Consider the following 23770-nt stretch of genomic DNA (forward strand, 5'->3'; position numbering starts at 1 on the left):
TGAATGCCTTGTGTTGTTGTTCTATGGCTCAGAAGCGCGGATTCTTGCCTGAGAATTCCGGCTGATATTTGCGCATCTGCGAAAGGTCGTCGCGATTGCGCACGCCGCACGTCTTGTACTGCTCGTGCAATTCGGCGAGCTTCTCGCGATCGAGCTCGACACCGAGACCGGGCGTCGTCGGCACGCGCACCGCGCCGTTATCGAACTTCACGCGGCCGCCCTTGATGACTTCCTCTTCCTGCCACGGGTAATGCGTGTCGCATGCGTAGGTGAGGTTCGGCACACTCGCGGCGACATGCGTCATCGCCATGAGGCTGATGCCGAGGTGCGAGTTCGAATGCATCGACATGCCGAAGCCCCAGAGCTTCGCCATGCGCGCGAGTGTCTGCGTGGCGCGCAGGCCGCCCCAGTAGTGATGATCCGAAAGCAGCACCTTGATCGAGCCCATGTTGCAGCCGCGGCGGAAGTCGTCCATCGTCGTGATGACCATGTTGGTCGCGAGCGGCAGTTTCGTGTGCTTCTGCAGTTCGGCCATGCCTTCGAGGCCGGGGCACGGATCCTCGTAGTATTCGAGAATTTCATCGAGCTGCGGCGCGGCCTCGATGCTGGTTTCGAGCGTCCAGTTCGCGTTCGGATCGAGACGCAGCGGCATGCCCGGGAACGCCTTCGCGAGCGCCTGCATGCACGCAATTTCATGCGCCGGCTCGAACACGCCGCCCTTCAGCTTGATGCTCTGGAAGCCGTAGAGGTCGATCATGCGCTGCGCCTGCGCGACGATCTGCTCCGGGCTGATGCCCTCGCCCCACGCATCGGGCGCATACGGCTTGTCGATGTGCTCGGCGTACTTGAAAAACAGATACGCGCTGTAGGGCACGGCGTCGCGCACCTTGCCGCCGAGCAAGTCCACGACCGGCGCGCCGACGATCTGGCCTTGCAGATCGAGCATCGCCACTTCGAGCGTGCTGATGACCTTGGGCGCGTTTTTCGCGGCGTGCGAGCCGGGCGCGAGTTCGAATTCGACCGCGCCGGGCGTCGCGGTGATCGTCGCGCGCACGCGTTCTTCCATCACATTCAGATCGAAAGGAGACAGGCCGATGACGAGCTCCTTCGCCTGATCGAGCACCCGCAGCATCGGCTCGTCGCCGTAAGTCTCCGAGATGCCGACGCGTCCGTCGCTCGTCTCCAGTTCGACGATCGCGCGCAACGCCCACGGTTCGTGGATGCCCGCGGCGTTGAGCAACGGACCGTCGCGGAATGCGATCGGCGTGATTCGAATCTGGGTGATGGCGATATCGCGGGTCATGTCGGGCGTTCCGAAAATTAATGGAATGGCCGAATGGTAAAGCACTAATATATTAGTGTGTCAGTCGGGTAAACGCCGACCCGCCAACGGCTTACTCATCGGGCATGGGCGCGGCTATAGTACTAATGTTTCAGTCGCCTTCCTTTCAATCCGAAATGAATAATTCCGCTTCCGTGCATCGCCTGGACCGTTCTCGTCATGCCGCGCCGCAGGTGTTCGAGCGGCTGCGCGACATGATCCTGTCGCTCGAACTGAAACCGGGCACGGTGCTGTCGCGCACCGAACTCGCGACGCGCTACGGCCTGAGCCAGACGCCGGTGCGCGACGCGCTGATGAAGCTCGGCGAAGAAGGACTGGTCGATATTTTTCCGCAGCACGCGACGGTCGTAAGCCAGATCAGCGTGGCATCGGCGATGCAGGCGCACTTTCTGCGTCGCTCGATCGAACTGGAAATCGTGCGCACGCTCGCGCGGGAGCATAAGGCGTCGCTGATCGCGCGGCTGCGCGCGACGATCGCGGAACAGATGGAATGGATGGAGCCGCAGGACGTCGAGCAGTTCTCAGCGCTCGATCAGGCGTTTCATCGGCAGATGTATGAAGCCGCGGGCGTGCCGCAGTTGTGGGATCTCGTGCGCAGACTCAGCGGGCATATCGACCGGTTGCGGCGGCTGCATCTGCCGGTCGAGGGCAAGACGATGGCCGTGGTGCGCGACCACACGGAAATCGTCGATGCCATCGAAAAAGGCGATGCCGATGCCGCCGATGCCGCGTTGCGCAAGCATCTTTCCGGCACGCTCAGTCAGGTGGACGAGATCCGCACGCGCCACCCGACCTTCGTCACGGATCACTGATGTTCAAACGCCATGCGCGCTCAGGCGCGCCGAATACCAGCGCGAAAACTGCTCCACGTAGCTTTCCGTGAACGGCGAGAACACCGCTGGCCGATACGCCGGATCCTGCGTGCCTTCGTGCGTGATTTCGACGAGATGCTTGTCCTGCGCGTTCGTCGCGACCCACACTTCCGTCAGATCCTGAAGCTGATAATCGACGCCTTCGACGGCATCCGCGTGCACGAGCCATTTCGAACGCACGAGCGTTTTATCCGGCGCGAGCGGGATGATGTACGAAATCACCGCATGATCGCTCATGACGTGCGTCCATGAGTTGTGCGTCCAGAGATGCGTGTCGCCGAGATCGCGGCGCTGCAGATTGCCGAGCAGCTTCTGGCTCGCGACCTTCGTGCTGATCGTCTGCGACTCGCCGTAGCCCGCGATCACGAGTTGTTGCGTCCGGAATTGCGTGACCGCATCTTCGTCCAGCCATTCGACGGTCGCGCTCGTGAAGCCGTCGTTCTCCCAGCTCGCCTGACACGCCGCGTTCCGTTTTTTATAGGCTTCGATTTCGAGCAGCGATTCTTCGCTGAGATTCTCCGGACAGAAACCGAAATCTTCCGGCAAAAACGAGGCAGTGAGTTCCGGATGCGTCGCGGCGCAGTGATAGCACTCGCGATTGTTCTCGATCACGAGCTTCCAGTTGCCGTTTTCGATGATCTCCGATTCGAACGCGATCTTCGTGTTCGTGAGGTCGTAGGGCGCGAAGCGCGGCGCCATCGTGTCTTCGAGCTTCGCGATGTCCGCCGGCGGCTCGTCGGCGAGGCACACGAAAATATGTGTCCCGACGATCCGCGTATGCACCGGCAACAAACTGCGGCACTTCGCGTCGAAATCCTTGCCCATGTGCGCGGCGTGGCGCAGGCTGCCGTCGAGATCGTAAGTCCATTGGTGATACGGGCAGACCAGCATGCCGACGGTCGATTTCCCCGGTTCCTTCAGGCGCGCGCCGCGATGCCGGCAGACGTTCCGATAAGTGCGGATGTTCTCGTCGTCATCCCGAACGATGATGATCGAAGCACGGCCGATATCGACGGTCGACACATCGCCCGGCTCGGGCACGTCGGCCGTCACGCCGACCAGCATCCAGTGCTTCTGGAAGAAGACCTCGACGTCCGTCTCGAACACGTCCTGCCGTCCGAACAGCTCGCCGGGCAAGCCATGCCCGGGCTCGCGGCTGCGGATCAGTTCGCCATGCGTCTTCATTTGCACTTCGGACATCGTCGCTCTCCAACGTTCAGGGTATCGGGACTTCGAATGGTCCCGCCATATTCCGAGTATTGGATCGCTGAAAAATAGCGTCAATGCGCTTTATTTTCGGTGTCGCATGACTTTGGTTTATGCGAGCGCGCCGTCGCGCAGCCATTCGATCAGACCGCCGATGGCAGGCGTGAAAGCGCGGCCATGCGGCACCACGGCGAAGTACGAATCGGTCGGCCTGAGCGATGCCACTTCCAGCCTGACGAGATCCCCGCTCTCGATAAAATCCTGAACGAGCCGGCCCCATCCGAGCGCGACGCCCTGGCCGTAGCGCGCGGCCTGAATCGCATCGGTATAGAGGCTGCAACGCAGCGCGAAGTTCAGGCGCATCGGCCGGCATCCGAGCGCGTGGAACCACTCTTCCCAGCCCATCCAGCCTTCGGTCGTCGAATCCGACTCGACGAGCACCGCGCCAGCCAGTTCGTCGAGCGTCGCGGGCGCGGGCTGCTTTCCGAGCCATGAAGGCGCGCAGACCGGAAACACCTCCTCGTCGAACAGCAAAGTCGCCGTGCCGTCCGGCCACAGCCCGTTGCCGAAGCGCACGGCGACGTCGATTTCCTTGTGCCGCAAGTCGGCCGTGAACATCTGCGTCGACAGCCGCAGCTGCAGGTCGGGCTGCAACGCCTTGAGCGACGCAAGCCGCGGCAGCAGTCGAAAATGCGAAAACGCGGATGTCGCCGCGAGCACGAGTTCCTGCTGAACGGGCCCGCGCGCGAGGCGATCGAACACGCTCGCGATCTTCTGCATCGATTCCGCGACCACGCGATACAGCGCCTCGCCTTCGTCGGTCAGTTCGATCGCGCGATGCAGACGGCGAAATAGCCGCGTGCCGAGCGTCTCTTCGAGAAAGCGCACCTGCCGGCTCACGGCGGCCTGCGTAACGCCCAGTTCATGCGCCGCGAGCGTGAAGCTGCCGAGCCGCGCGACGGCCTCGAACTCCACTAGCGCCGTCACCGACGGAATGAGCCGCCGATAACCCTTCGTTTTTTCGGTTGCCGGTTTCATGCGGCGCTCATAGAACGGCCTTCGATTCGGCGGCCGGCCATCCGTGCATCATCGTGCCGATTTCCTCGTCGAGCCATTGGCGAAACTGAATGTATTCCGGGCGTGCTTTCGCGTTGCGATGCGTGATGATGTAGTGATGACGATCGTGGAACACCAGCGCATCGTCGACGGGACGCACCAGCTTTTTCTGCTCCACCTGACGATGCACGAGGTGATGCCAGCCGAGCAAGGTGCCCTCGCCCGCTTCGGCCTGAGCCACAAGCAGGCGATAGTCGTTGCTTTCGAAATCGTCGTGCTGATCGAGCCGCTCGGAACCGTCGCCTTGCTGATACCAGTTTTTCCACACGCGCCAGTCGACGTGCTCGCACACCTGCGCGCGCCCGAGCAGCGACAGGCTCAGCGTCGGATGCGCGAGCAGATCGAGCGGCTTTAGCGTACGGCCATGAAAATAGCGCTCGAAAAACGGAACGCTACATACCGGATAAACGATGTCGTGAAAAAGCGGCTCGACTTCGTACTCCGCTTCGCGCGGCGGATTCTTCGTGATGATGACATCCGGCTCCATCAGATCGTCGAGCTCCATGAAGTGCTCGGTCACCATCACATGCAGGCGGATGTTCGGAAAACGCTGGCGAAACGCGGGTAGTCGGAACGAGAGCCAGAGCGCCGAAAACGTATGAGAGATGCAGAGCGTGAGCGCATGCCGGTCGACGCGCCGCACCGCCTGCGCCGCCTCCGCGATGTTCATGATCGACAGATACGACGCGTTGTAGAGAATGCGGCCGGCGTCGGTCAGCGCGATGTGCCTGCCGGTGCGCTCGAAGAGCGCGACCTCCAGCGTGTCCTCCAGCTCCTTGATCTGCCGGCTGACGGCCGCCTGCGTGACGCACAGCACTTCGGCGGCTTGCGTGAAGCTCTCGTAACGCGCCGCGGTGACGAAGCACCGAAGCGCGCGCAGCGACGGCATCTGGGCGAGAAGCCTGTCCGCGAACTGCTGTTTCTTCTGCATGTGACTCACCTTCGAGGGCTCGCGATCAGCGCTTGTTCTTCGTGTTCACTCGCGCCCTTGCACGCGGCGCATGATCGCGTCGAGCGCCTTCGAGTAGTGCGCGTAGGTGCCCCGCTCCGACAGTTCGCGATTGAGCTGCTCGTTGAGGCCGCCTGGCGTGCTGACACGCCCGATCATCGACGAGAAGGGTTGCGTATCGAGCGTCGTTTCATGAGCGAGGCCCACATGATAGCCCGACAAAAACGAACGCGCGGACGCATACGGCACGCCTTGCCGCGCGAGCCACGACGCCTGCTCTTCGAGCAACGCGAAAAACGCCGCCATCGTCGCGGTGGCGGCCGATAACGCATTGAACTGGTGTTCGTCGTCCACTTCGACCGCTTCGCCGAGCGGCGCGAAGAGCGCGCGTGCGATGTCATCGCGCGGACAGAGCGCCGTGCTGCCCTTGCCCGACGCAACAGCGGGTAGCGGAATCGCGCGCACGACCTTGGCCGCGCGGCGCACGAGGGCGCGCATCTCATCGAGCGACTTGGCCGCGATGAAGCTGATGACGTGATGCCGCGCATCGAACGTGAGTTCGCCCAGCACGTCTGCCGCGATTTGCGGCAAGACCGCGAGACACACGACATCCGATGCATCGAGCACGCCCTGATTGCTGACGCAAACCTCGATGCGCGCGTCGAGTTTCGCAAGACGCGCGGCGGTCTGCGCGTTGCGCGGAGACAGCGCGACCCGCTCGAAGGGAACATCGAAACGAATCATGCCGGTCACGACCGCCTCCGTGATCGTGCCCGTGCCGATAAAGCCAATACGCATGTTGCCTCGTCCGATAATCAGTCGAGCTTCAGCCAGGTCGTCTTCAGCTCGCAATATTGGTCGTGCGCGTAGACCGACTTGTCGCGTCCGCCGAAACCGGACTGCTTGAAGCCGCCGAACGGCGTCGACAGATCGCCCTCGCCGAAGCAGTTGACGGTCACGGTGCCCGCGCGGATGCGCGCCGCCACCTTGTGCGCCTGGCTCACGTTGTCGGTCCACAGCGAAGCCGCGAGTCCGTAGCACGTATCGTTTGCGATCCGCACGGCCTCGTCGACGTCAGCATATTCGATAAAGCACACGACCGGGCCGAAGACCTCGTCGCGCGCGATGCTCATGTCCGGCGTGACGTTATCGAAGATGGTCGGCTCGACGAACCAGCCGCCCGTTTCCGCGAGCGTCGCGTTGCCGCCGCAAGCGACGCGCGCGCCTTCTGCCTTCGCCTTTTCGATGTGGCCGAGCACCTTGCGGTAATGCGCTTCCTCGATGAGCGAGCCGAGCTTGACATCGGGATCGAGCGGATCGCCCGTCTTCCAGCCTTCGAGCACGGCCTGCATCTTTTGCAGCAGTTCGGCCTTGTGGCTCGAATGCACCAGAATGCGCGATCCCGCGCTGCAGTTCTCGCCCATGTTCCAGAACGCGGCGGCGACGGCCTGCTCCGCGACGGCATCGAGATTGGCGACATCGGGCAACACGACTTGCGGATTCTTGCCGCCGCATTCGAGCACGACGCGCTTCATGTTCGTTTCGGCGGAATAGCGCAGGAAGCGCTTGCCCGTTTCAGTGGAACCCGTGAACGCGATGAGATCGACATCGGCGTGCGTGCCGAGCGCCTGCCCCGCGCTTTCGCCGAAGCCCGTCACCACGCTGAACACGCCGGGCGGGACGCCGGCTTCGAGCGCGAGATCGGCAATACGCAGCGTCGATAGCGACGTCTGCTCCGCGGGCTTCACGATGACGCTATTGCCCACGGACAGCGCCGGCCCGATTTTCCACGCGAGCATCAGCGCGGGGAAATTCCACGGCAGCACCGCACCGACGACGCCAATCGGCTCGCGCGTGATCATGCTCACGACGCTCGACCCCGATGGCGACAGCGCGTCGTAACGCTTGTCCGTGACCTCGGCATGCCAGCGAATGCACGCCGCCGATTCCGGAATGTCGAGACCCATGCATTCGCTGATCGGCTTGCCTGCTTCGAGCGCTTCGAGCAGCGCGAGTTCTTCGGCGTTGTCGTCGATGAGTTGCGCGAGACGCTGCAAGACGGCCTTTCTCTGCGATGGCGCGGCCTTCGACCACACGCCCGATTCGAACGACTCGCGCGCCGCGACGACCGCGCGATCCACGTCCTTCGCTTCGCACCTGGCGATCTGCGCGAGCACCTTGCCCGTCGACGGATTCAACGTATCGAACGTTTCATTCGATGCCGCGTTGCAGCGTGCGCCCGCGATGAACGCGCGGCCATCGAGCGACAGATGTTCGGCCTGACGTTTCCATTCCTGATGCGTCGTCATGTCATGTCCTCAAAGATTCAAAGCTCGGCGCCCGCCGAGAATTCCTTCATCCAGATTGCCGCCGATACCGCCACGTCCGCGATCGGCCGCATCGGCAGAGAACGCGGATGCGGTTGTTTCAGCAGTTGATCGATCAGCTCGCTCGAGCGCCCGAGCACATGTTCGGCGATGAGCTTGCCCGCCGCCGATCCGCGGCTCAAACCAAGTCCGTTGCAGCCGACTGCTTCGTACACGCCGTCGTCGCGCTGGCCGAAGAGCGCGCCATTGTTCGCCGAGAGGCACAACGCGCCGCCCCACGTGTATTGCAGCCCGACATCCTCGAGCATCGGAAAACGTCGATCGAACGAACGTCGATGCAGATGCTTCGCCTTCGTCAGATCATGTTCCGAGACCGACAGATTCGGCCGGAACGCGAAATGGTTGCGTACGCAAATACGGTTGGTCGCGAGACGTCGCACGGTCGTACCCATCGGGTCCGCGGGAATGAGCGCCCACGAATCCGTTCCGCCGAGCCGCGCGATTTCATCGTCGGTCATCACGCGCGACATCGACGCGAACGTGTAGACCGGCAGCAAGCCATTCGGATGGCCGCCGAACGTCGCCGCATACGCGTTGGTGCAGAGCACGACGCGCTTCGCTTCGATGCTGCCGTTCGCGAACGTCAGCAGCTTCGTCTGGCCGCGCGCTTCCATGTTCTTCACCGCGCTCAGTTCCAAGACCGTCACGTTCGACGGCTGCGTGGCCGCGAGACCGCGCATGAGTGCCGCCGGCTGAACCGTGCTGCATCCCGGCGTGAAGAGCGCGCTTTGATAGAAGCGCGTGCCCGTCACCTTCGCGATCGCGGCTTCGTCGAGCCATTCGCACGGCTCGTCGATACGCGCGAGTCCGTCCGCGAAATGCGTCAGCGCCGTGTGGCCTTTCTTGTTGACCGACGCGTGATACTTGCCGTCGTCGCGCCAGTCGCAATCGATGCCGTGCCGCTTCACCGTATCGCGCACATAGCCGATGCCGTGCCGTTGCAAGCGCACGTCCGCCTTGTCTGCCTCGACACTGCGCGAATAGCTTTCGCTGCTGATGTCGTGCGGCAGATCGACGAAGAAGCCGGAATTGCGGCCCGCCGTCGAGCGCCCGATGCGATCGGCCTCGACGAGCGCGATCGATGCATCCGGCGCAAGCTCGGCGAGCCGCCGCGCCGCGCACAAACCGGTGATGCCGCCGCCCACCACTACGTAGTCGAAGCGCAGCTCGCCCGTCACGCAGTTCGCGGGCGCGGCGGGCGGCAGGCTTTCCCACCATCCGTTGACGCCATCAGGTGCGGGAAGCCGCATGAAATCCAGTTTCGAGGCCATTCACGTATCGCGTTACTGAGCGTTGCGCAGCAAGGGTTGAACGAGCCTCGCGAAGGCGCTGCGTTCTTTGTCGTTCAACGTGCCGAGCGGCGCACGCGCGATGCCGACTTTCGTGCCCGCGAGCTCGCAGCCATAGCGCACGTACTGGATGAACTTGCCGCTGCGCTCCAGCAATTCGAGCACCGGAAGCAACTGCGTCATCAGCTTGCGGCCGGTGCTGAAATCCCCGCGTTTAACGCACGCTTCGAGCAAATCCGTATGCGCTTCCGGCAGAAAGTTCGACGCGCCCGCGACCCAGCTACGCGCGCCCCATGCGAAGAATTCGAGCGCCTGATCGTCCATGCCGCAACTGAGAACGAAGCGCTCCGGCAGTTGCGTGGCCAGATGATGCAGATGCGCGATGTCGCCCGTGCTCTCTTTCATCGCGGCGAAGTTCGGGCGTTGCAGCAGCTTGTCGAGCACTTCATCGCCAATGGCCGTGCCGGTGCGCGCCGGAAAGTTGTAGAGCATGATCGGCATGTCGAGCGCGTCGTCGACCTTCAGCAAGTGATCGAGCAGCTCGTCTTGCGTCGGCTGCACGTAGTAAGGCGCCGCGACCAGCAATGCGTCGTAGCCCGCGCGCTTCGCTTCGTTACCGAGACGCACGACTTCCTTCGTCGTCGTCGCGTTGATGCCAGCGGTGAGATAGGTCTTGCCGCCGACCGCCGACGCTACCGTCTCGAGCGTCTTCACACGCTCTTCGAAACTGAGCGCATAGTATTCGCCGGTCGTGCCGCCGACGCCCATGCCCGTAACGCGGCCAACGAGACTCTGAGCATGCTTGCCGAGCATGTCGTGATCGATTTCGCCGTCGGCCTTGAACGGGGTGACGAGCGGTGTATGTACGCCTTCGAAGCTCATGTTTGTCTCTCTGATGGATGGATCGTGCGAAGTCATGCGCGGCGCACGTCGAACGTGCGCTTTGCAAGCGTCCTGCAATACGCCTTCACTGTGTCAGCCACGCCTTGACCTTGTCCGGATGCGCGTCGACGAATTTCTTCGCGGCCGTCGCGTAGTCGTTGGTCGAATTGCCTTCGAATTCGATCGATTCCACGTCCGCGAGCGTCAGCTTGAAATGCTTGAAGAACACGTCTGCGCGGGGGAACTTGCCCGCGAACTGCTTCGAGGCGAATGCATGGACCTGCTCTTCGCCGCCGAGCGTGCCCTTCGGGTCCTTCAGATAGCGCATCTGCCACTTCTGGAACAACCAGTGCGGGCTCCAAACGGTCGCGACGATCCATTGCTTCGATCCGTATGCGCGCTGGATTGCCGCGAGCATGCCGGCCTCGCTCGCCGATTGCAGCTTGTAGCCCGACAGGTCATACGCCTTGATGGTTTTCTCCGACGCCTGCATGAGACCGCCACCCGGCTCGATGCCCTGGATCACGCCGTTGAGCTGCTTCTGCACTTCAGGCTTCTTCAGATCCTCGATCGAAGAAACCTGCGACTCGGGCACATACGCGGGCACCGCCCAGCCGTTCTTGCCGCCCGTATAGATGATGCCGACGTCGTCGAGCGTGTCCTTGTAGCGCGCGACATACTGACCGTGCGTCACCGGCAGCCAGCCGCCGACCATGATGTCGAGATCGCCGCGCGATACGCCCTGATACTGGATGCCGATATCCGCCTGAACGAATTGCACCGGCTGCTGAAGCTTCGTCTCCAGCACGTACTTCGCGACATTGGCGACCGCGAGCACGTCGGCCCAGTTCGTGACCGCCACTTTGATCGGCTCGGCGGACATCGCCGGGCTCGCGCCGACCCCGAACGCCACAATGGCCGGCGTCACTATCTTGACGATCAAGGATTTGATCAGGTTGTTTTTCATTACGGACTCCGTATCTTTCATAGCATTGTGGTTGAGTAATCGATGCTCGTATCGCTCAGGTCTGCGCGTTCGCTTGCGCCGCGGCGGGCTTTGCCGGCGTGGAGATGACCTTCTTCTTTTTCTTCGCTTTCACGCCGAAGCTTTCCGTCAGGCGATCGAGAATGATCGCAAGCAGCACCACGCCGAGACCGCCCTCGAAACCGATGCCGATATCGAGCCGCTGAATGCCGCTCAGCACGTACTCGCCAAGGCCGCCCGCGCCGATCATCGAAGCGACCACCACCATCGACAGCGCCATCATGATGGTCTGGTTCACGCCGGCCATGATCGAAGGCAGCGCGTTGGGCAACTGAATTTTCCAGAGCAGTTGCGCATCGGTGCTGCCGAACGAGCGGCCGGCTTCGAGCAATTCCTCGCGCACCTGGCGGATGCCGAGCGTCGTCAATCGAACGACGGGCGGCATCGCGAACACGATCGTGGCGATCACCGCGGGCACGCGGCCGAGGCCGAAGAGAATGACCGCGGGAATGAGATACACGAACGCGGGCATCGTCTGCATGAAGTCCAGCAGCGAACGCAGCACGACTTCGACACGCCTGTTGCGCGCGCCCCAGATGCCGAGCGGCACGCCGATCACGAGACTGAAGAACGTCGCCGCGACAACGAGCGCGAGCGTCGATACCGTCTGCGTCCACAGGCCCATGTAGTTGATGACATAGAGCGCCGCGCCGACGAACACCGCGAACACGACGCCCTTTCTCCACAGCGCGAGCGCCATGAGGATCGCGAGCATCGCGATGAACGGCACCGCGCCGAGACCGTCTTCGAGGAGCTTGATGACCGCGCCAAGCGCAGCCGAGAAGGCATCGAAGCCGCCGCGAAAGTGCGAGAAAAGGAAGTTGACCGCGTCTTCGGCGAATCGTCCAAAAATCGAGGAATTCATGCTGCTCTCCGCTCCATGACCTGCTTGAGAATCGTGCGGCAGGACACCACGCCCGCGAGCCTGCCTTGTTCATCCGTGACCGGCACGTCGTGCTCCTGCCCCAGTGCAATGGATGCGAGCTGATGCAGATCGGCTGTCAGCGGAACCGCCGCGACATCGCGAAGCAATGCATCGCTGATCGGCCGGTTGCCGCTCTTGTGCAGCGATGCAGGCGTCACGCAACCCTGATAGCGCCCTGCTTCATCGCAGACGTATCCGCACTCCGCGCCGCTGTCGATGAGGCTGTTCAGATAGCGCTCGGAAGGCGCGCTGGTATTGCACGCGATGAGACCGCGCTCGACCTTCGTCATCAGGCTCGATGCTTCGAGGAAGCGCGACACGTCGACGTTGCGGAAGAAATCGCGCACGTAGGCGTCGGCGGGTGACTGGATGAGTTCTGCCGGCGTGCCCACCTGCATCAGACGGCCGTCCTTCATGATGCCGATGCGCCCGCCGATCTTCACCGCTTCCTCGATGTCGTGCGAAATGAAGACGATCGTGCGCCGCTCTTCCTTCTGCAAACGCAACAACTCGTTCTGCATTTCGAAGCGGATGAGCGGATCGAGCGCGGAAAACGCTTCGTCCATCAAGAGCACCGAGGGATTCACCGCCAGCGCGCGCGCGAGACCCACGCGCTGCTGCATGCCGCCCGACAACTCGCTCGGCAGCAGCTTCTCGTAAGAAGCGAGACCGACGCGCGTCAATGCGGCGCGTGCGATGTCATAACGTTCCGATTTTTTCTTGCCCGCGACTTCGAGCCCGTAAGCAATGTTGTCGATGACCGAGCGGTTCGGCAGCAGCGCGAAAGACTGGAACACCATCGCCATTTTTTCGCGGCGCACGGCGCGCAGTTCGGGCGTGCTCATCGGCGCGATGTCGCGGCCTTCGAGAATCACTTGCCCCGAAGTCGGCTCGATCAGGCGATTGAGCAGACGCACGAGCGTCGATTTTCCGGAACCGGAGAGGCCCATGATGACGAAGATCTCGCCCGCGTTGACGGCAAGGCTGACATCGTCGACGGCGACCATATTGCCTGTCTGCGCGAAGATTTCGTTTCGGCCGAGGCCTTGTTTCAAGAGCTCCTGGGCGCGCTCGGGCTTCGCGCCGAAAATCTTCGAAAGGTTCTTGACCGTGAGAATCTCGGTCGTGGATGCCGCGACAGGACGCGCCGGCGATACGGTGCCGGACTGCGCGGAAGCCGTGCTCGTGACTTCGTTCGGTGCGAGCGTCAGGTTGGGAATCATCGGGTCATTCCACCTAGCAGGTTCAAAAAGGAGTTTGTCGCTGCCGGAAACAACCCGGCGTTCTTTGCGTTGAATGAAGCGTACATGGCCAATTTCGATCATCCACCGACATTTTCTGAGCCCTTTTCGATACTTCTGGTAATGCATGTGTCCGTCGCATTCGATGCCTGAAAAAAACGGAACGCAGCGTGAATGCCGTAGAGCCAGCACGGGCGCGGCTTTGCAGGCGACGGGCGCGCGCGTGGCCGCCGTTTGCCGCGAGACCGCTCGAAAGCGACGCTAGGGAATGCCCCTAAGCGACGCCCTTCGCATGACTTTTTCGGATGGTAGGGGCGGAGATTTACGCGAATGCCGTCACTGCACTTCAAGTATGAAGTGGGCGATCACAGCCGCCGCGGTCGCTATCGTGGCGAGCCAACTCAGCGCGCGAAGCGCCCAATGCGCGGCGAGGTCGCCCACGGCTTCGCGCTTCGAACTGAGCAGCACGAGCAGCACGAGGACCGGCGTCACGGTCATGCCGTTGACCACCGCGCTCCAGTAGAGCGCGCGCACCGGGTCGACGTGATAGTGCGTGAGGACCACTGCTGCGATCGTGCCGAGCGCGATCGTGGCGACGAGCACATACGCGATCCGCCGGTCTCGCCGTTCGCCGCGTTTCCAGCGGAACGAACTGGCTACGGCCTGAGCCGCCGAGCCCGCGAGCGGCGGCAGCGCCAGCAAGGCCGATCCGAGAAGCGCAAGTGCGAGAACCTGCCGCGCGTAACCGTGCGCGAGCGGCTCGAGTACACGCGACATCGAGACCGTATCGCCGGCGGATGCATGGTCGAGCAGATGGAGCGTCGCGGCCGCGGCGATCATCACGCAGATCGCAATCGCGTTCGAGCACGCCGTTCGCCAGAGCGTGTCGCGACGCACGCCGCGCATCGTCCGCTCCAACGCTTCTCCACGATCGCCGCTCTCTCGTGCGTCGCGGACCTCCTGCTCCGCTTGCGCAAACAGCAAGTAAGGGCTGACGGTCGTGCCGAGCACCGCGATCAGCATCGACATGTAGCCCTCCGTCCACTCGACGCGTGGAATCACCGAGCGGATGGCAACCAGTCGCCACGGCACGTCGACGAGCAGGATCACGCCGACGTACGCGAACATCGCGAGCGTCAGCCACTTGAGGACGCGCGCGTATCGCGCATAAGCGACGCTCCATTGCAACACGAGCGAAGCGCATCCCGAAGCAAGCGTGAGCCACAGGAGCGAACCGCCGACGAGCGAACTGAGCGCGATGCCCATGGCGAGAACATCGACCGCGATATTGAACGTGTTGGCGATCACGAAACGCGCGACCGCAAAGTAGAAGAACAGCCGCGAATAGTGTTCGCGCATGTTCGTCGTCAGGCCTTGTCGCGTGATGGCGGCGACGCGAGCGGCGATCAATTGAAGCGCGACGGTCGACGGGTACGAGAGCACGCACACCCACAATAGGTCGAATCCGTACCACGCGCCGGCGAGCGTATAGGTGGCGAGGCCGCTCGGATCGTTATCCGATGCAATCGTGACGAGGCTCGGTCCGACGTCCGCCGCCCATGAGTGCGCGGGCCGCGCGGCGCCGAACATGCGGCCGTCGAGCGCCGTCTTCTTCTGACGAAAACGCATGTGCCAACCCGATGACGAGATGCACACGCGATGCACGAATCGTTCCGCTCACCTTCGCTTCGAAACGAATAGTTGACCATTTCTCTTGGAATTGGCATAATGGTCGTTGAAGTACAAGAAGTCGATTGCTGCTCATCAATAGTCCGATTTTCCCCGGTATTCGTTGTCCATTCCCCTCCTTGCCGCTTCATCCCGCTCGATCGAGCAACTTATCTATTCATTTCAGGATTTTTATGGACACCGGTACGGTTAAATGGTTTAACGACACCAAGGGTTTTGGCTTCATCAGCCCGGATAATGGCGGCGACGATCTTTTCGCGCACTTCTCGGAAATTCGTTCGGACGGTTTCAAGACGCTGGCCGAAGGTCAGAAGGTCAGCTTCGAAACGAAGCGCGGCCCGAAGGGCATGCAGGCTTCGAACATCAAGCCGCTGTAAATCTGCCGCTGTAGCGCTGTAGATCCGCATCACGCCGGGAACCGCAACGCCGGTTCCCGCGCTCTTGTTGTCCGCCTCCGTTTCCCGCCTTTTCTCCCAGGCTCTGACAGCCTTTCGACGATCGCGTTATCAGCGCGCATCGCTCCTGCGCTTTCGGCATCTGGCCGCAAAGCATTTACATCTAAAACTAAAATGACATCACTCAATCACTACCGTGGTTATACGGTGCACGCGTCCGCGCATCGGCTCCGCGACAAGACGTTTTCAGCCAATCTGATGCTCGAGCGTTCGAGCGAACATCCGACGGATGCGCAGTATCGCTTCTACTCGCTCGACTATTTCGCGAAGGAAAGCGAGGCGGTCGAATTCTCGCGCCGATGGGCGCGCGAATGGATCGACACGCGAGGCTGACAGCCGCAACGATTCGGCCCGTGTCGGCCCAGTGCTTTCGATTGATCGATCAAGCACCGGTCGACCGGACCGCATCGCGTGGATGAACGCGTCAGACCACCGTGATCGTCACATCGATATTGCTCTTCAGCGCCTTCGAGTACGGACACGTTTGATGCGCCATCTGCGCGATCTCTTGCGCCACCGCGCGCTCGATTCCCGGCAGGCTCACGTTCAGGCGCGCACGCAGCAGATACGCATCGCCGTTCATGCCGAGGTCCACTTCCGCATCGACGGCGGTGTCGGCCGGCAGACGCGTCTTCAGCTTCGCCGCGGCCTTGCCCATCGCGCCGATGAAACACGCCGACCAGCCCGCCGCGAGCATCTGCTCGGGATTGGTGCCCGCGCCGGCCGATCCGGGCGGCGAGAGTTTGACGTCGAGACGGCCGTCGGTGCTCTTCGCATGGCCTTCGCGGCCTCCGACGACGCGCGTTTTGCCCGTGTACAGGACGGTGTCGATCTGGGTCATGATGCGTTCCTCTTTGAATTCGAAAAGTTGACTGACTTAGTGATGCGCGAAGAGCCGGGCGACGTCGTTCGTGGCCACGCCGCGCGCGCCCGATTGCGAAACCGTGTCGCTCATGCCGCCGTATGCCTGCATCGGCGCGGCGGCGCTTTCGCTGGCGATGGTCTGCGCGCTCACGCCGCGCTGCGACGAAGGCGCGCCGGCAAGCGGATCGTAGTGCGGCGCGGGGCCGTAGCCGCTGCTGGCGAAGGCGGAACCGGCGGCGACGGCGCTGACGGCGAAGACTGCGGCGGTGACGAATTGCTTGATCATGATTCGAACCTCGTTTGCGTGATTCAGGAAATGGATTAGCTACCTTGATAGAGACTGCACAACGCCGCGATCTCGCCATCGCGTTGCGCCTGTGCCAGCTCGGCCTTCACTTCGGCGCGCGTCTTGCCGGCATACGCGTGGTTCGCGACGGCCTGTTGGGACTGCACGTTCAGCGGCACGTTCTTCACGGCGGCGTGAGCAACACCGGTCATGGCGCCGGCGACGAGAGCGAAAGCAACGATCGTGGATTTCATGGTGTTTCTCCTTGAATGCTGATGATTCGGTCGGTTGAGTGAGTTACGGCGATCGGGCATCGCGGGTGTCGGTCTTGGGTGTCACTCGTGAGCCGTCGTTGTGTGTATTTGAAGGCCCGCACGTATCTGGCTTGTGTCGGCGATGCGGGTCTTGTGCAATGTTTTGTATCGCGCACGTTGCAGATACATTGCGATACAGAACCCCGCCTAGCGCTCGGCCAGCAACTTGCCGATCGCGGCTTCGGTCTGCGCGTAATCGCCTTCGCCGAAATGCGTGTAGGCCACGCGCCCGTGCTTGTCGATCAGATAGAACGCCGGCCAGTACTGATTGCCGTACGCGGCCCACGTCGCGTAGCGGTTATCCAGCGCGACGGGATACGTGATCCCGTTGCGTTCGATCGCGCGCTTGACGTTGTTCGTATCGCGCTCGAACGGAAACTCGGGCGTATGCACGCCGACGACCACGAGTCCTTTGTCCTTGTACTTCTGATTCCACGATTTCACGGCCGGCAGCGTGTTGAGGCAATTGCCGCACGCGAAGGTCCAGAAATCGACGAGCACGACCTTGCCGCGCAATTGCGCGAGCGAGAGCGGCTCGCTGTTGATCCACTTGTCGATGCCGGCGAACTCCGGCGCGACGTTGTCGCTCGTGTGAGCGCTTGCGGGTGCGGCGGCCTGCGCGGGCGCGATGGCCGCACACGCGGCGATTCCGGCGCACACGGCGGCGTTTCTGATGGCGTCGAGCATGACGAAGTCCTCTTGAATGCGGTGAATATCGGAGCGGCGTGAGATGGCTGGTGAGATCGCCACACCGCTCCGGCAGGCCGACGTTCGCATCGGCATGACCGCATTGGACTGCGCGCGCGTATCCCGCTTGTGTCGGATAAAGGCGCGCTGCGCAATGTTATGTATCGCGCGACATGCGGGATACACTGCGATACAAAACGTCCGCCGAAGCGCGCTATAACGCAGTCATCGCAATCGGCGGGAGCTTCGAATGAAACGCATGCTGGCGGTCTTCGCCTTTCTCATCGGCGGGATCGCGACGGAAATGGCCCATCCGGTTCAGTGTCTGCTGGTCAGCCCGAGCCGGATGCAACTCAAGCGTCAACGACAACGATCCATCGATGGAAACCACTGATCACGTTTTGATCGTCGACGACGATCGCGGCATCCGCGAACTGCTCGCCGAATACCTCGAAAAAAACGGAATGCGTGTATCGCTCGCCGCGAACGGCCGGCAGATGCGCGCCGTGCTGGAGCAGCAAGGCGCGCCGGATCTGATCGTGCTCGATCTGATGCTGCCCGGCGAGGATGGCCTCGTGCTGTGCCGCGAGCTGCGCGCGGGCAAGTTCCGCCATGTGCCGGTGCTGATGCTCACCGCGCGCAACGAGGAAGCCGACCGCATTCTCGGCCTCGAAATGGGCGCCGACGATTACCTTCCCAAGCCCTTCGCCGTGCGCGAATTGCTCGCGCGCATCAAATCCGTATTGCGCCGCACGCGCATGCTGCCGCCGGGCATGGAAGTCACCGAAACCTCGCAGATGCTGGGATTCGGCGACTGGCGTCTCGACACGACCGCGCGCCATCTCCTCGACGCGGAAGGCACGATGGTCGCGCTCTCGGGCGCGGAATACCGTCTGCTGCGCGTGTTTCTCGACAATGCCCAGCGCGTGCTCACGCGCGATCAGTTGCTGAACCTGACGCAAGGCCGCCAAGCCGATGCATTCGATCGCTCCATCGATCTGCTCGTGTCGCGCTTGCGTCAACGGCTGCGCGACACCGCGCGCGAGCCGCGTTACATCAAGACCTTGCGCAGCGAAGGCTACGTCTTCTCCGCCGAAGTCAAACCGGTCGAGTCTTCTCAATGAGCACCGTTTCCTCCAGTTCACCGCTGCACTGGCCGCGCACGCTGTTCGCGCGCCTCGCGCTGATACTCGTCGTCGGGCTCGCGCTCGCCCAGACATTCTCGTTTCTTCTGACCATGCGCGAGCGCGACGAATCGATGACCAACATGATGGTCGGTTACGTCGAGCGCGAGGTCGCGAGCTCGGTCGCGCTGCTCGATCATCTGCCGCCGGAGGAGCGTGCGCAGTGGCTGCCGCGTCTCGCGCGTCGCAGCTACGAGTTCATCCTCGGACCGGGCGATCAGACCGGCGCGAAGCCGGATGCAGAGTTGTCGGAACGCTTCGCGAACTCGATCGGCGCGGGCATCGCCAATCGTTATCCGATGACGGTCAATGCCGTTCCCGGTCCCAGAGAGCGTTTTCAGGTGCATCTGAAGCTGTCGGATGGCTCGCCGCTCACCATCGACATGCGTCCGGTCGCCGGCATGCCGATGTCCGGCTGGCTCCCGCTCGTGCTCACGTTGCAGTTGATCGTGCTCGGCGCGTGCTGCTGGCTCGCGGTGCGCCTCGCAACCGGCCCGCTCAAGCGCCTCGCCAAAGCCGCCGATACGCTCGGCCCGGATCTCAAGGCCGAGCGTCTGCCGGAATCGGGACCGGAGGAAGTCGCGCGCGCCGCCAAAGCGTTCAACGCGATGCAGGACCGCGTTTCGATGTACATGGCCCAACGCATGCAGATCCTCGCGGCGATCACGCACGATTTGCAGACGCCGATCACGCGTATGCGGCTGCGCGTCGACGTGATGGACGACGAATCGACCGGCGCGAAGCTGCAGCAGGATCTGAAGGAGATGGAATCGCTCGTGAAGGAAGGCGTGACCTACGCGCGCACGCTGCACGGCACGAACGAAGCGCCGCGCCGCATCGATGCCGACGCGCTCATCGAAACCATGGTCGACGATTATCTCGATGCAGGACAATCGGTGAGGTTGTCGGGCAACATCGGCGGTGCACTGATGGCGCCGCCGCAGGCCTTGAAGCGCGTTATCGGCAATCTCGTCGATAACGCGATCAAGTATGCCGGCGAGGCGGAAATCGAAGTCTCGACGCGCGACGACGGACGCGCGGTCATCTCCGTGCTCGATCGCGGGCCGGGCATTCCGGAAGAATCGCTGGACGCGGTGTTCGAGCCCTTCGTGCGGCTCGAAGATTCGCGCAACCGGCAAACGGGCGGCACCGGACTGGGGCTCGCGATCGCGCGCCAGCTCACGCTCGCGATGGATGCGTCGCTCACGCTGCATCATCGGGAAGGCGGCGGGCTAGAAGCGCGGCTCGCGCTCAAGAAGACCGCTTGAGACATTTTTTCCGATCCATCACATACGACGTCTTATATTTCCTTACGCGTTTGCACCGAGTTGACGCGTCTCCTGCGTCTTGGATAACGTTTGCCTTGTACGCAAACTGATACGACATCCGATAAATAAACGATCAGGAGACGATCGATGAAGCACCCACAAAACCGCGCGCGCCGCGCGTTCGTGAAGTTCGCGGGGCTGTCGGCGGGCGCCCCGCTGCTCGGCGCGATGAGCACATTCGGCGCGCTCGCCGGTTGCGGCGGCCACGACGACTCCGATTCCGCCTCCGGCTCGCCGACGCCGCCCGCCGCGCAAGACCCGATCTGGGGCCCGTCCGGCTCCGCGACGCAGATCGTCAACGCGCTGCAGAGCGTCTCGACGTCGATGTTTCCGAGCCGCCAGTTCCTCGTCACCGATTACGGCGCGAAAACGTGCGCGGTCGTCGCGGCGGCGAATCCATACACCGATCCGGCGAAGTCGCCACTGAGCACCGGCGCGGACCAGACCCACGCGCCCGGCTCCTTCGATTCGCGCCCCGCGTTTCTCGCGGCCATCGCGGCCTGCAACGCGGCGGGCGGCGGACACGTCGTCGTGCCGTCGGGAACGTGGTATTGCGCGGGACCGATCGTGCTGCTGTCGAACGTCGACTTTCATCTGTCCGCGAACTGCACGATCTACTTCAGCCCGAATCCCGCCGACTACGCGAAGGATGGCCCGGTCGATTGCGGCGCGAACGGCAAGCTCTACTACAGCCGCTGGCAGGCGAACGACTGCCTCAACTACGGCCCGCCGGTCTACGCGCGCAATCAGACGAACATCGCGGTGACGGGCGAAGGCGACAGCTCCGTGCTCAACGGCCAGGCGATGACGCCATTCGCCGGCAGCGGCAACACCGCGACGTGCTGGTGGACGTGGAAGGGCAATAGCGGCGTCTACGGCTGCGTGAATTCGTCGACGCCATCGCAGGCATCGGTCAATGCGAACAACGTCGATCTGAAGACCGCCGTGCCCGGCATCGCCGATGCGCTCTACACCAAGCTCACCGATCCGGCCACGCCGTGGCAGCAGGACCAGAACTATCTGCCGGCGCTATCGGAAGCGGGCGTCGCCATCGAAAAGCGCATCTTCGGCATCGGCCATTATCTGCGGCCGTGCATGGTGGAATTCATCGGCTGCACGAACGTGCTGATGGAAAGCTATCGCACGAACAACACGCCGTTCTGGCAGCATCATCCGACCGATTGCCGCAACGTCGTGATGCGCAGCGTGACGGTGGACAGCATCGGCCCGAACAATGACGGCTTCGATCCCGACGCCTGCGACACGGTCCTCTGCGAGAACGTGACGTTCAACACCGGCGACGACTGCATCGCGATCAAGTCGGGCAAGGATCTCGACACGCAGTACGGCCCGGCGCAGAACCACGTCATCCAGAACTGCACGATGAACAGCGGCCACGGCGGCATCACGCTCGGCAGCGAAATGGGCGGCGGCGTGCAGAAAATCTACGCGCGCAACCTGCAGATGCTCAACAAGTTCTGGGCGACGAATTCGCTGAACATCGCGATCCGCATCAAGACGAACATGAATCGCGGCGGCTTCGTGAAGGACTTTTACGTCGACAACGTGACGCTGCCCAACGGCGTGAGCCTCACGCCTTCCGGTTACGGCAGCAGTCTGCTCGCGGGCAGCCCGATCAACGCGACGGTGCCGCTCGGCGTGGCGACGGCGACGGCGGCGAATCCATCGGCGGCGCAGGGCGGCATCATCACGTTCGATTGCGACTATCAGCCGTCGAAAGACGCGATCCGCACGCGGCCCGCGCTCGTGCAGAACGTGAACATCTCGAACCTGAAGGCGAGCAACGTGTCGCTGAACGGCGTGAGCGGATCGTGTTTTCAGGCAATCGTCGCGCAAGGCCCGGTCGCGTTCGATTACAACGGCCCCGCGCCGACGCCCGCGATTCCGGCGATCACCGGTGTCACGATCACGGATTGCGATTTCGGCACACCGGTCGCGGCCGGACCCGCAACGGCGACGACGCCCGGCCCGATCTACGCGTACAACGTTCACGACATCGTGCTTGCGAACACGCTGATCGCGGGCGTCGCAATGAACTCGACGGTCAGCGACGCGCGCTGAAACGACGCCACGCAAGCCAGGGCAGGCGCGCGAGGAAGCCGAGGAAAAGCCGCATGTGCATCCACGTCAGCAGCGCGTTGTCGCGGCCGTAGTGGAAGTGCGAGACGCCGCCTTCCTCGGCCGTGAAGTAGCGCACGGGCGCGTCGACGTTGATCGGGCGCACGCCGCGCCAGCACAGGCGCACGACCGCTTCCGGATCGAAGTCGAAGCGGCGCATGAAAGTCTGCGTATGCATGAGCGCGGCGAGCGGCGCGATCGGATAGACGCGAAAGCCGTAGAGCGAATCGCCGATGCCCATCCACAGCGTTTCGAGATTCGCCCAGCCGTTCGAGATGCGCCGTCCCTGCACGCGCAGTTGCGGCGCGCTCGCATCGAATTTCGGGCGGCCGAGGATCATTGCATCGGGCGCCTTCATCGACGTTTCCATGAACGTGCGGATCAGCGCGGCGGGATGTTGTCCGTCGGAGTCCATCGTGAGGACGTGCGTGAAGCCGAGCTTCGCCGCTTCGTCGATGCCCGCGAGAATTGCCGCGCCCTTGCCGCGATTCTGTGGCAGCACGATCACGCGCAGCCCGTCGTCGGCTTCGGCCATTTTGACGAGGCGTTCGGCGCTGCCGTCGGTACTGCCGTCGACGACCACCCACACCGGATTCCACTGCTCGCGCGCCCCGCGCACGGTTTCATCGACTTTCTCGCCGGGGTTGTAGCTCGGAATGAGGACGAAGTGCGTGGACGATGCGCGTGTGGAAGGCATTGCAAAAAAAAAGCGGAATGAGTTGCGACGAATTTTAAAGTCTGCCGACGCCGATGCTTTCAGTCGCGGATGCGATGCGCGTCGAGTTCGCCCGCATAAAAGCGCTGCAATTCGGCGATGAACGCCTGCAGCGCAGCGTGATCGCGTCCCGGCGGCGCGAAGCGGCGGCCGAGCGTCACGCGATAGGTGATCGGCAGCGCGGGCTTCCTGAAGATCTGCCAGCCCTTGCCGAGAAAACCGGAATTCGTTTCGATAATCAACGTCTGGACCGGCGTCTGCGCGCGCGCCGCGATCAGCGCGATGCCGCCCTTCAGCGGATTCACCGCCGCGCTTTCGGTGCGCGTGCCTTCGGGAAAAAGCAACAGCGGACTGCCACGCTGCAGTTCGGCGACGGCGGCGCGAATCAGCCCGACGGACGTATCGTTGACGATATAACCCGCGAGCAGCGCGCCCGGCCCGAGAAACACGTTGCCGGCGACATCGCCCTTCATGACGCAGCAGGTGTCGGGCACGCGCGACGCGATCAGCAGCGCATCGAGCAGGCACGGATGATTCGGCGCGAGGATCATCGCGGGCTGGCCCGCGAGCGCATCGAGTCCGGAGAGATCGAAGCGGCATACGCCGAGCGTGCGCAGCAGCACGAAATAGCCGTGCCACACGCGCTGCACGACGGCTCGTCCGACGCGCCGGCCCGCATCGACGCTCAATACGCGGCGCAGAATCCACGCGAACGGAAACCACGCGAGACAGACGAGCGCGAGCACGACGAGCGCGAAATAGAACGCCACGCATTGCCATGCGGATTCGAGCGCGCCGGCAAGCGAACCCTTGCCGTCCGCCGCGCCGAATTTCCGATGAGCCTCACTCATCGCG

Annotated in this window: 25 protein-coding genes; 7 read left to right on the forward strand and 18 right to left on the reverse strand. The window is 62.9% G+C overall.

The features are described from left to right. Positions 1-28: 28 nt before the first annotated feature. Positions 29-1303 (reverse strand): glucarate dehydratase family protein, encoded by a 1275-nt coding sequence (locus NCS00_RS22345; RefSeq protein WP_008348230.1) that lies wholly within the window; start codon positions 1301-1303, stop codon positions 29-31. Between the two features lie 155 nt (positions 1304-1458). Between NCS00_RS22345 and NCS00_RS22350 the strand changes: the two genes are divergently transcribed. Beyond that, a complete protein-coding gene (locus tag NCS00_RS22350; RefSeq protein WP_250441007.1) occupies positions 1459-2154 on the forward strand; it encodes a GntR family transcriptional regulator in 696 nt (231 codons plus the stop codon). Between the two features lie 3 nt (positions 2155-2157). Here the strand turns inward: NCS00_RS22350 and NCS00_RS22355 are convergent, their stop codons facing one another. The 11 genes from NCS00_RS22355 to NCS00_RS22405 all read right to left on the reverse strand — a co-directional run bounded on the left by NCS00_RS22355 (position 2158) and on the right by NCS00_RS22405 (position 14883). Beyond that, positions 2158-3414, reverse strand: coding sequence for an aromatic ring-hydroxylating oxygenase subunit alpha (locus NCS00_RS22355; RefSeq protein ID WP_250436619.1), 1257 nt, complete (start codon positions 3412-3414; stop codon positions 2158-2160). Between the two features lie 117 nt (positions 3415-3531). Then, positions 3532-4458 (reverse strand): LysR substrate-binding domain-containing protein, encoded by a 927-nt coding sequence (locus NCS00_RS22360; RefSeq protein WP_250441008.1) that lies wholly within the window; start codon positions 4456-4458, stop codon positions 3532-3534. A gap of 7 nt (positions 4459-4465) precedes the next feature. Further along, positions 4466-5467 carry a LysR family transcriptional regulator gene (locus NCS00_RS22365; RefSeq protein WP_250441009.1) on the reverse strand — a complete coding sequence of 334 codons (1002 nt, stop codon included), beginning with the start codon at positions 5465-5467 and terminating at the stop codon, positions 4466-4468. A gap of 45 nt (positions 5468-5512) precedes the next feature. Then, on the reverse strand, positions 5513-6283 hold the full coding sequence (locus NCS00_RS22370) for a pyrroline-5-carboxylate reductase (protein WP_008348239.1): 771 nt from the start codon (positions 6281-6283) through the stop codon (positions 5513-5515). Between the two features lie 17 nt (positions 6284-6300). After that, positions 6301-7794 carry an aldehyde dehydrogenase gene (locus NCS00_RS22375; protein ID WP_250441010.1) on the reverse strand — a complete coding sequence of 498 codons (1494 nt, stop codon included), beginning with the start codon at positions 7792-7794 and terminating at the stop codon, positions 6301-6303. A gap of 17 nt (positions 7795-7811) precedes the next feature. Further along, entirely contained in the window at positions 7812-9143 is a 1332-nt protein-coding gene (locus NCS00_RS22380; RefSeq protein ID WP_250441011.1) for an NAD(P)/FAD-dependent oxidoreductase, read from the reverse strand. Positions 9144-9155: 12 nt separating this feature from the next. Then, complete coding sequence (locus NCS00_RS22385; protein ID WP_008348245.1) at positions 9156-10043, reverse strand: dihydrodipicolinate synthase family protein; 888 nt, start codon at positions 10041-10043, stop codon at positions 9156-9158. Positions 10044-10128: 85 nt separating this feature from the next. Further along, on the reverse strand, positions 10129-11010 hold the full coding sequence (locus tag NCS00_RS22390) for a glycine betaine ABC transporter substrate-binding protein (protein ID WP_008348248.1): 882 nt from the start codon (positions 11008-11010) through the stop codon (positions 10129-10131). 55 nt (positions 11011-11065) lie between these two features. Further along, entirely contained in the window at positions 11066-11953 is an 888-nt protein-coding gene (locus NCS00_RS22395; RefSeq protein WP_008348250.1) for an ABC transporter permease, read from the reverse strand. Further along, positions 11950-13236 (reverse strand): quaternary amine ABC transporter ATP-binding protein, encoded by a 1287-nt coding sequence (locus NCS00_RS22400; RefSeq protein ID WP_250441012.1) that lies wholly within the window; start codon positions 13234-13236, stop codon positions 11950-11952. Before NCS00_RS22400 ends, NCS00_RS22395 begins: the two co-directional genes overlap by 4 nt. Before the next feature lie 354 nt (positions 13237-13590). Further along, entirely contained in the window at positions 13591-14883 is a 1293-nt protein-coding gene (locus NCS00_RS22405; protein ID WP_250441013.1) for an NRAMP family divalent metal transporter, read from the reverse strand. Positions 14884-15116: 233 nt separating this feature from the next. Here NCS00_RS22405 and NCS00_RS22410 point away from each other — a divergent pair, with 233 nt between their 5' ends. Then, on the forward strand, positions 15117-15320 hold the full coding sequence (locus tag NCS00_RS22410; RefSeq protein WP_008348254.1) for a cold-shock protein: 204 nt from the start codon (positions 15117-15119) through the stop codon (positions 15318-15320). 192 nt (positions 15321-15512) lie between these two features. After that, a complete protein-coding gene (locus tag NCS00_RS22415; RefSeq protein WP_008348256.1) occupies positions 15513-15731 on the forward strand; it encodes a hypothetical protein in 219 nt (72 codons plus the stop codon). A 91-nt stretch (positions 15732-15822) separates the two neighbouring features. On the opposite strand, the gene NCS00_RS22420 is transcribed toward NCS00_RS22415, so the two are convergent. From NCS00_RS22420 to NCS00_RS22435, 4 genes are all read right to left on the reverse strand, one after another. Next, positions 15823-16239 carry an organic hydroperoxide resistance protein gene (locus NCS00_RS22420; RefSeq protein ID WP_008348258.1) on the reverse strand — a complete coding sequence of 139 codons (417 nt, stop codon included), beginning with the start codon at positions 16237-16239 and terminating at the stop codon, positions 15823-15825. 36 nt (positions 16240-16275) lie between these two features. Next, the gene (locus NCS00_RS22425) at positions 16276-16548 is read right to left on the reverse strand and encodes a hypothetical protein (RefSeq protein WP_250441014.1); all 273 of its coding nucleotides are present in this window, start codon (positions 16546-16548) and stop codon (positions 16276-16278) included. Positions 16549-16583: 35 nt separating this feature from the next. Continuing rightward, a complete protein-coding gene (locus NCS00_RS22430) occupies positions 16584-16802 on the reverse strand; it encodes a DUF4148 domain-containing protein (protein ID WP_250441015.1) in 219 nt (72 codons plus the stop codon). A 207-nt stretch (positions 16803-17009) separates the two neighbouring features. After that, a complete protein-coding gene (locus NCS00_RS22435; protein WP_008348264.1) occupies positions 17010-17549 on the reverse strand; it encodes a thioredoxin family protein in 540 nt (179 codons plus the stop codon). 250 nt (positions 17550-17799) lie between these two features. Between NCS00_RS22435 and NCS00_RS22440 the strand changes: the two genes are divergently transcribed. The 4 genes from NCS00_RS22440 to NCS00_RS22455 all read left to right on the forward strand — a co-directional run bounded on the left by NCS00_RS22440 (position 17800) and on the right by NCS00_RS22455 (position 22143). Continuing rightward, positions 17800-17943 (forward strand): hypothetical protein, encoded by a 144-nt coding sequence (locus NCS00_RS22440; RefSeq protein WP_167561844.1) that lies wholly within the window; start codon positions 17800-17802, stop codon positions 17941-17943. Continuing rightward, the gene (locus NCS00_RS22445; protein WP_008348266.1) at positions 17930-18673 is read left to right on the forward strand and encodes a response regulator; all 744 of its coding nucleotides are present in this window, start codon (positions 17930-17932) and stop codon (positions 18671-18673) included. Before NCS00_RS22440 ends, NCS00_RS22445 begins: the two co-directional genes overlap by 14 nt. Continuing rightward, positions 18670-20001, forward strand: a complete 1332-nt coding sequence (locus NCS00_RS22450; RefSeq protein WP_175981026.1) for an ATP-binding protein — start codon at positions 18670-18672, stop codon at positions 19999-20001. The genes NCS00_RS22445 and NCS00_RS22450 overlap by 4 nt, the downstream gene beginning before the upstream one ends. 147 nt (positions 20002-20148) lie before the next feature. Continuing rightward, positions 20149-22143: a glycoside hydrolase family 28 protein gene (locus tag NCS00_RS22455; RefSeq protein ID WP_250436645.1), complete on the forward strand. Its 1995-nt coding sequence runs from the start codon at positions 20149-20151 to the stop codon at positions 22141-22143. On the opposite strand, the gene NCS00_RS22460 is transcribed toward NCS00_RS22455, so the two are convergent. Both NCS00_RS22460 and NCS00_RS22465 read right to left on the reverse strand, forming a co-directional pair. Continuing rightward, on the reverse strand, positions 22127-22897 hold the full coding sequence (locus NCS00_RS22460; protein WP_250441016.1) for a glycosyltransferase family 2 protein: 771 nt from the start codon (positions 22895-22897) through the stop codon (positions 22127-22129). The two genes, NCS00_RS22455 and NCS00_RS22460, sit on opposite strands and share 17 nt — an antisense overlap. A gap of 59 nt (positions 22898-22956) precedes the next feature. Then, positions 22957-23766 carry a lysophospholipid acyltransferase family protein gene (locus tag NCS00_RS22465; protein ID WP_250441017.1) on the reverse strand — a complete coding sequence of 270 codons (810 nt, stop codon included), beginning with the start codon at positions 23764-23766 and terminating at the stop codon, positions 22957-22959. Between the last annotated feature and the right edge of the window lie 4 nt (positions 23767-23770).

The sequence above is a fragment of the Caballeronia sp. AZ1_KS37 genome, from assembly GCF_023631165.1.
GTDB classification, from domain to species: Bacteria; Pseudomonadota; Gammaproteobacteria; order Burkholderiales; family Burkholderiaceae; genus Caballeronia; species Caballeronia zhejiangensis.

Bases quoted from the DNA above. Each gene is read 5' to 3' on its own strand.
- NCS00_RS22345 (WP_008348230.1), bottom strand. From the start codon at position 1,303: ATGACCCGCGATATCGCCATCACCCAGATTCGAATCACGCCGATCGCA.
- NCS00_RS22350 (WP_250441007.1), top strand. From the start codon at position 1,459: ATGAATAATTCCGCTTCCGTGCATCGCCTGGACCGTTCTCGTCATGCC.
- NCS00_RS22355 (WP_250436619.1), bottom strand. From the start codon at position 3,414: ATGTCCGAAGTGCAAATGAAGACGCATGGCGAACTGATCCGCAGCCGC.
- NCS00_RS22360 (WP_250441008.1), bottom strand. From the start codon at position 4,458: ATGAAACCGGCAACCGAAAAAACGAAGGGTTATCGGCGGCTCATTCCG.
- NCS00_RS22365 (WP_250441009.1), bottom strand. From the start codon at position 5,467: ATGCAGAAGAAACAGCAGTTCGCGGACAGGCTTCTCGCCCAGATGCCG.
- NCS00_RS22370 (WP_008348239.1), bottom strand. From the start codon at position 6,283: ATGCGTATTGGCTTTATCGGCACGGGCACGATCACGGAGGCGGTCGTG.
- NCS00_RS22375 (WP_250441010.1), bottom strand. From the start codon at position 7,794: ATGACGACGCATCAGGAATGGAAACGTCAGGCCGAACATCTGTCGCTC.
- NCS00_RS22380 (WP_250441011.1), bottom strand. From the start codon at position 9,143: ATGGCCTCGAAACTGGATTTCATGCGGCTTCCCGCACCTGATGGCGTC.
- NCS00_RS22385 (WP_008348245.1), bottom strand. From the start codon at position 10,043: ATGAGCTTCGAAGGCGTACATACACCGCTCGTCACCCCGTTCAAGGCC.
- NCS00_RS22390 (WP_008348248.1), bottom strand. From the start codon at position 11,010: ATGAAAAACAACCTGATCAAATCCTTGATCGTCAAGATAGTGACGCCG.
- NCS00_RS22395 (WP_008348250.1), bottom strand. From the start codon at position 11,953: ATGAATTCCTCGATTTTTGGACGATTCGCCGAAGACGCGGTCAACTTC.
- NCS00_RS22400 (WP_250441012.1), bottom strand. From the start codon at position 13,236: ATGATTCCCAACCTGACGCTCGCACCGAACGAAGTCACGAGCACGGCT.
- NCS00_RS22405 (WP_250441013.1), bottom strand. From the start codon at position 14,883: ATGCGTTTTCGTCAGAAGAAGACGGCGCTCGACGGCCGCATGTTCGGC.
- NCS00_RS22410 (WP_008348254.1), top strand. From the start codon at position 15,117: ATGGACACCGGTACGGTTAAATGGTTTAACGACACCAAGGGTTTTGGC.
- NCS00_RS22415 (WP_008348256.1), top strand. From the start codon at position 15,513: ATGACATCACTCAATCACTACCGTGGTTATACGGTGCACGCGTCCGCG.
- NCS00_RS22420 (WP_008348258.1), bottom strand. From the start codon at position 16,239: ATGACCCAGATCGACACCGTCCTGTACACGGGCAAAACGCGCGTCGTC.
- NCS00_RS22425 (WP_250441014.1), bottom strand. From the start codon at position 16,548: ATGATCAAGCAATTCGTCACCGCCGCAGTCTTCGCCGTCAGCGCCGTC.
- NCS00_RS22430 (WP_250441015.1), bottom strand. From the start codon at position 16,802: ATGAAATCCACGATCGTTGCTTTCGCTCTCGTCGCCGGCGCCATGACC.
- NCS00_RS22435 (WP_008348264.1), bottom strand. From the start codon at position 17,549: ATGCTCGACGCCATCAGAAACGCCGCCGTGTGCGCCGGAATCGCCGCG.
- NCS00_RS22440 (WP_167561844.1), top strand. From the start codon at position 17,800: ATGAAACGCATGCTGGCGGTCTTCGCCTTTCTCATCGGCGGGATCGCG.
- NCS00_RS22445 (WP_008348266.1), top strand. From the start codon at position 17,930: ATGGAAACCACTGATCACGTTTTGATCGTCGACGACGATCGCGGCATC.
- NCS00_RS22450 (WP_175981026.1), top strand. From the start codon at position 18,670: ATGAGCACCGTTTCCTCCAGTTCACCGCTGCACTGGCCGCGCACGCTG.
- NCS00_RS22455 (WP_250436645.1), top strand. From the start codon at position 20,149: ATGAAGCACCCACAAAACCGCGCGCGCCGCGCGTTCGTGAAGTTCGCG.
- NCS00_RS22460 (WP_250441016.1), bottom strand. From the start codon at position 22,897: ATGCCTTCCACACGCGCATCGTCCACGCACTTCGTCCTCATTCCGAGC.
- NCS00_RS22465 (WP_250441017.1), bottom strand. From the start codon at position 23,766: ATGAGTGAGGCTCATCGGAAATTCGGCGCGGCGGACGGCAAGGGTTCG.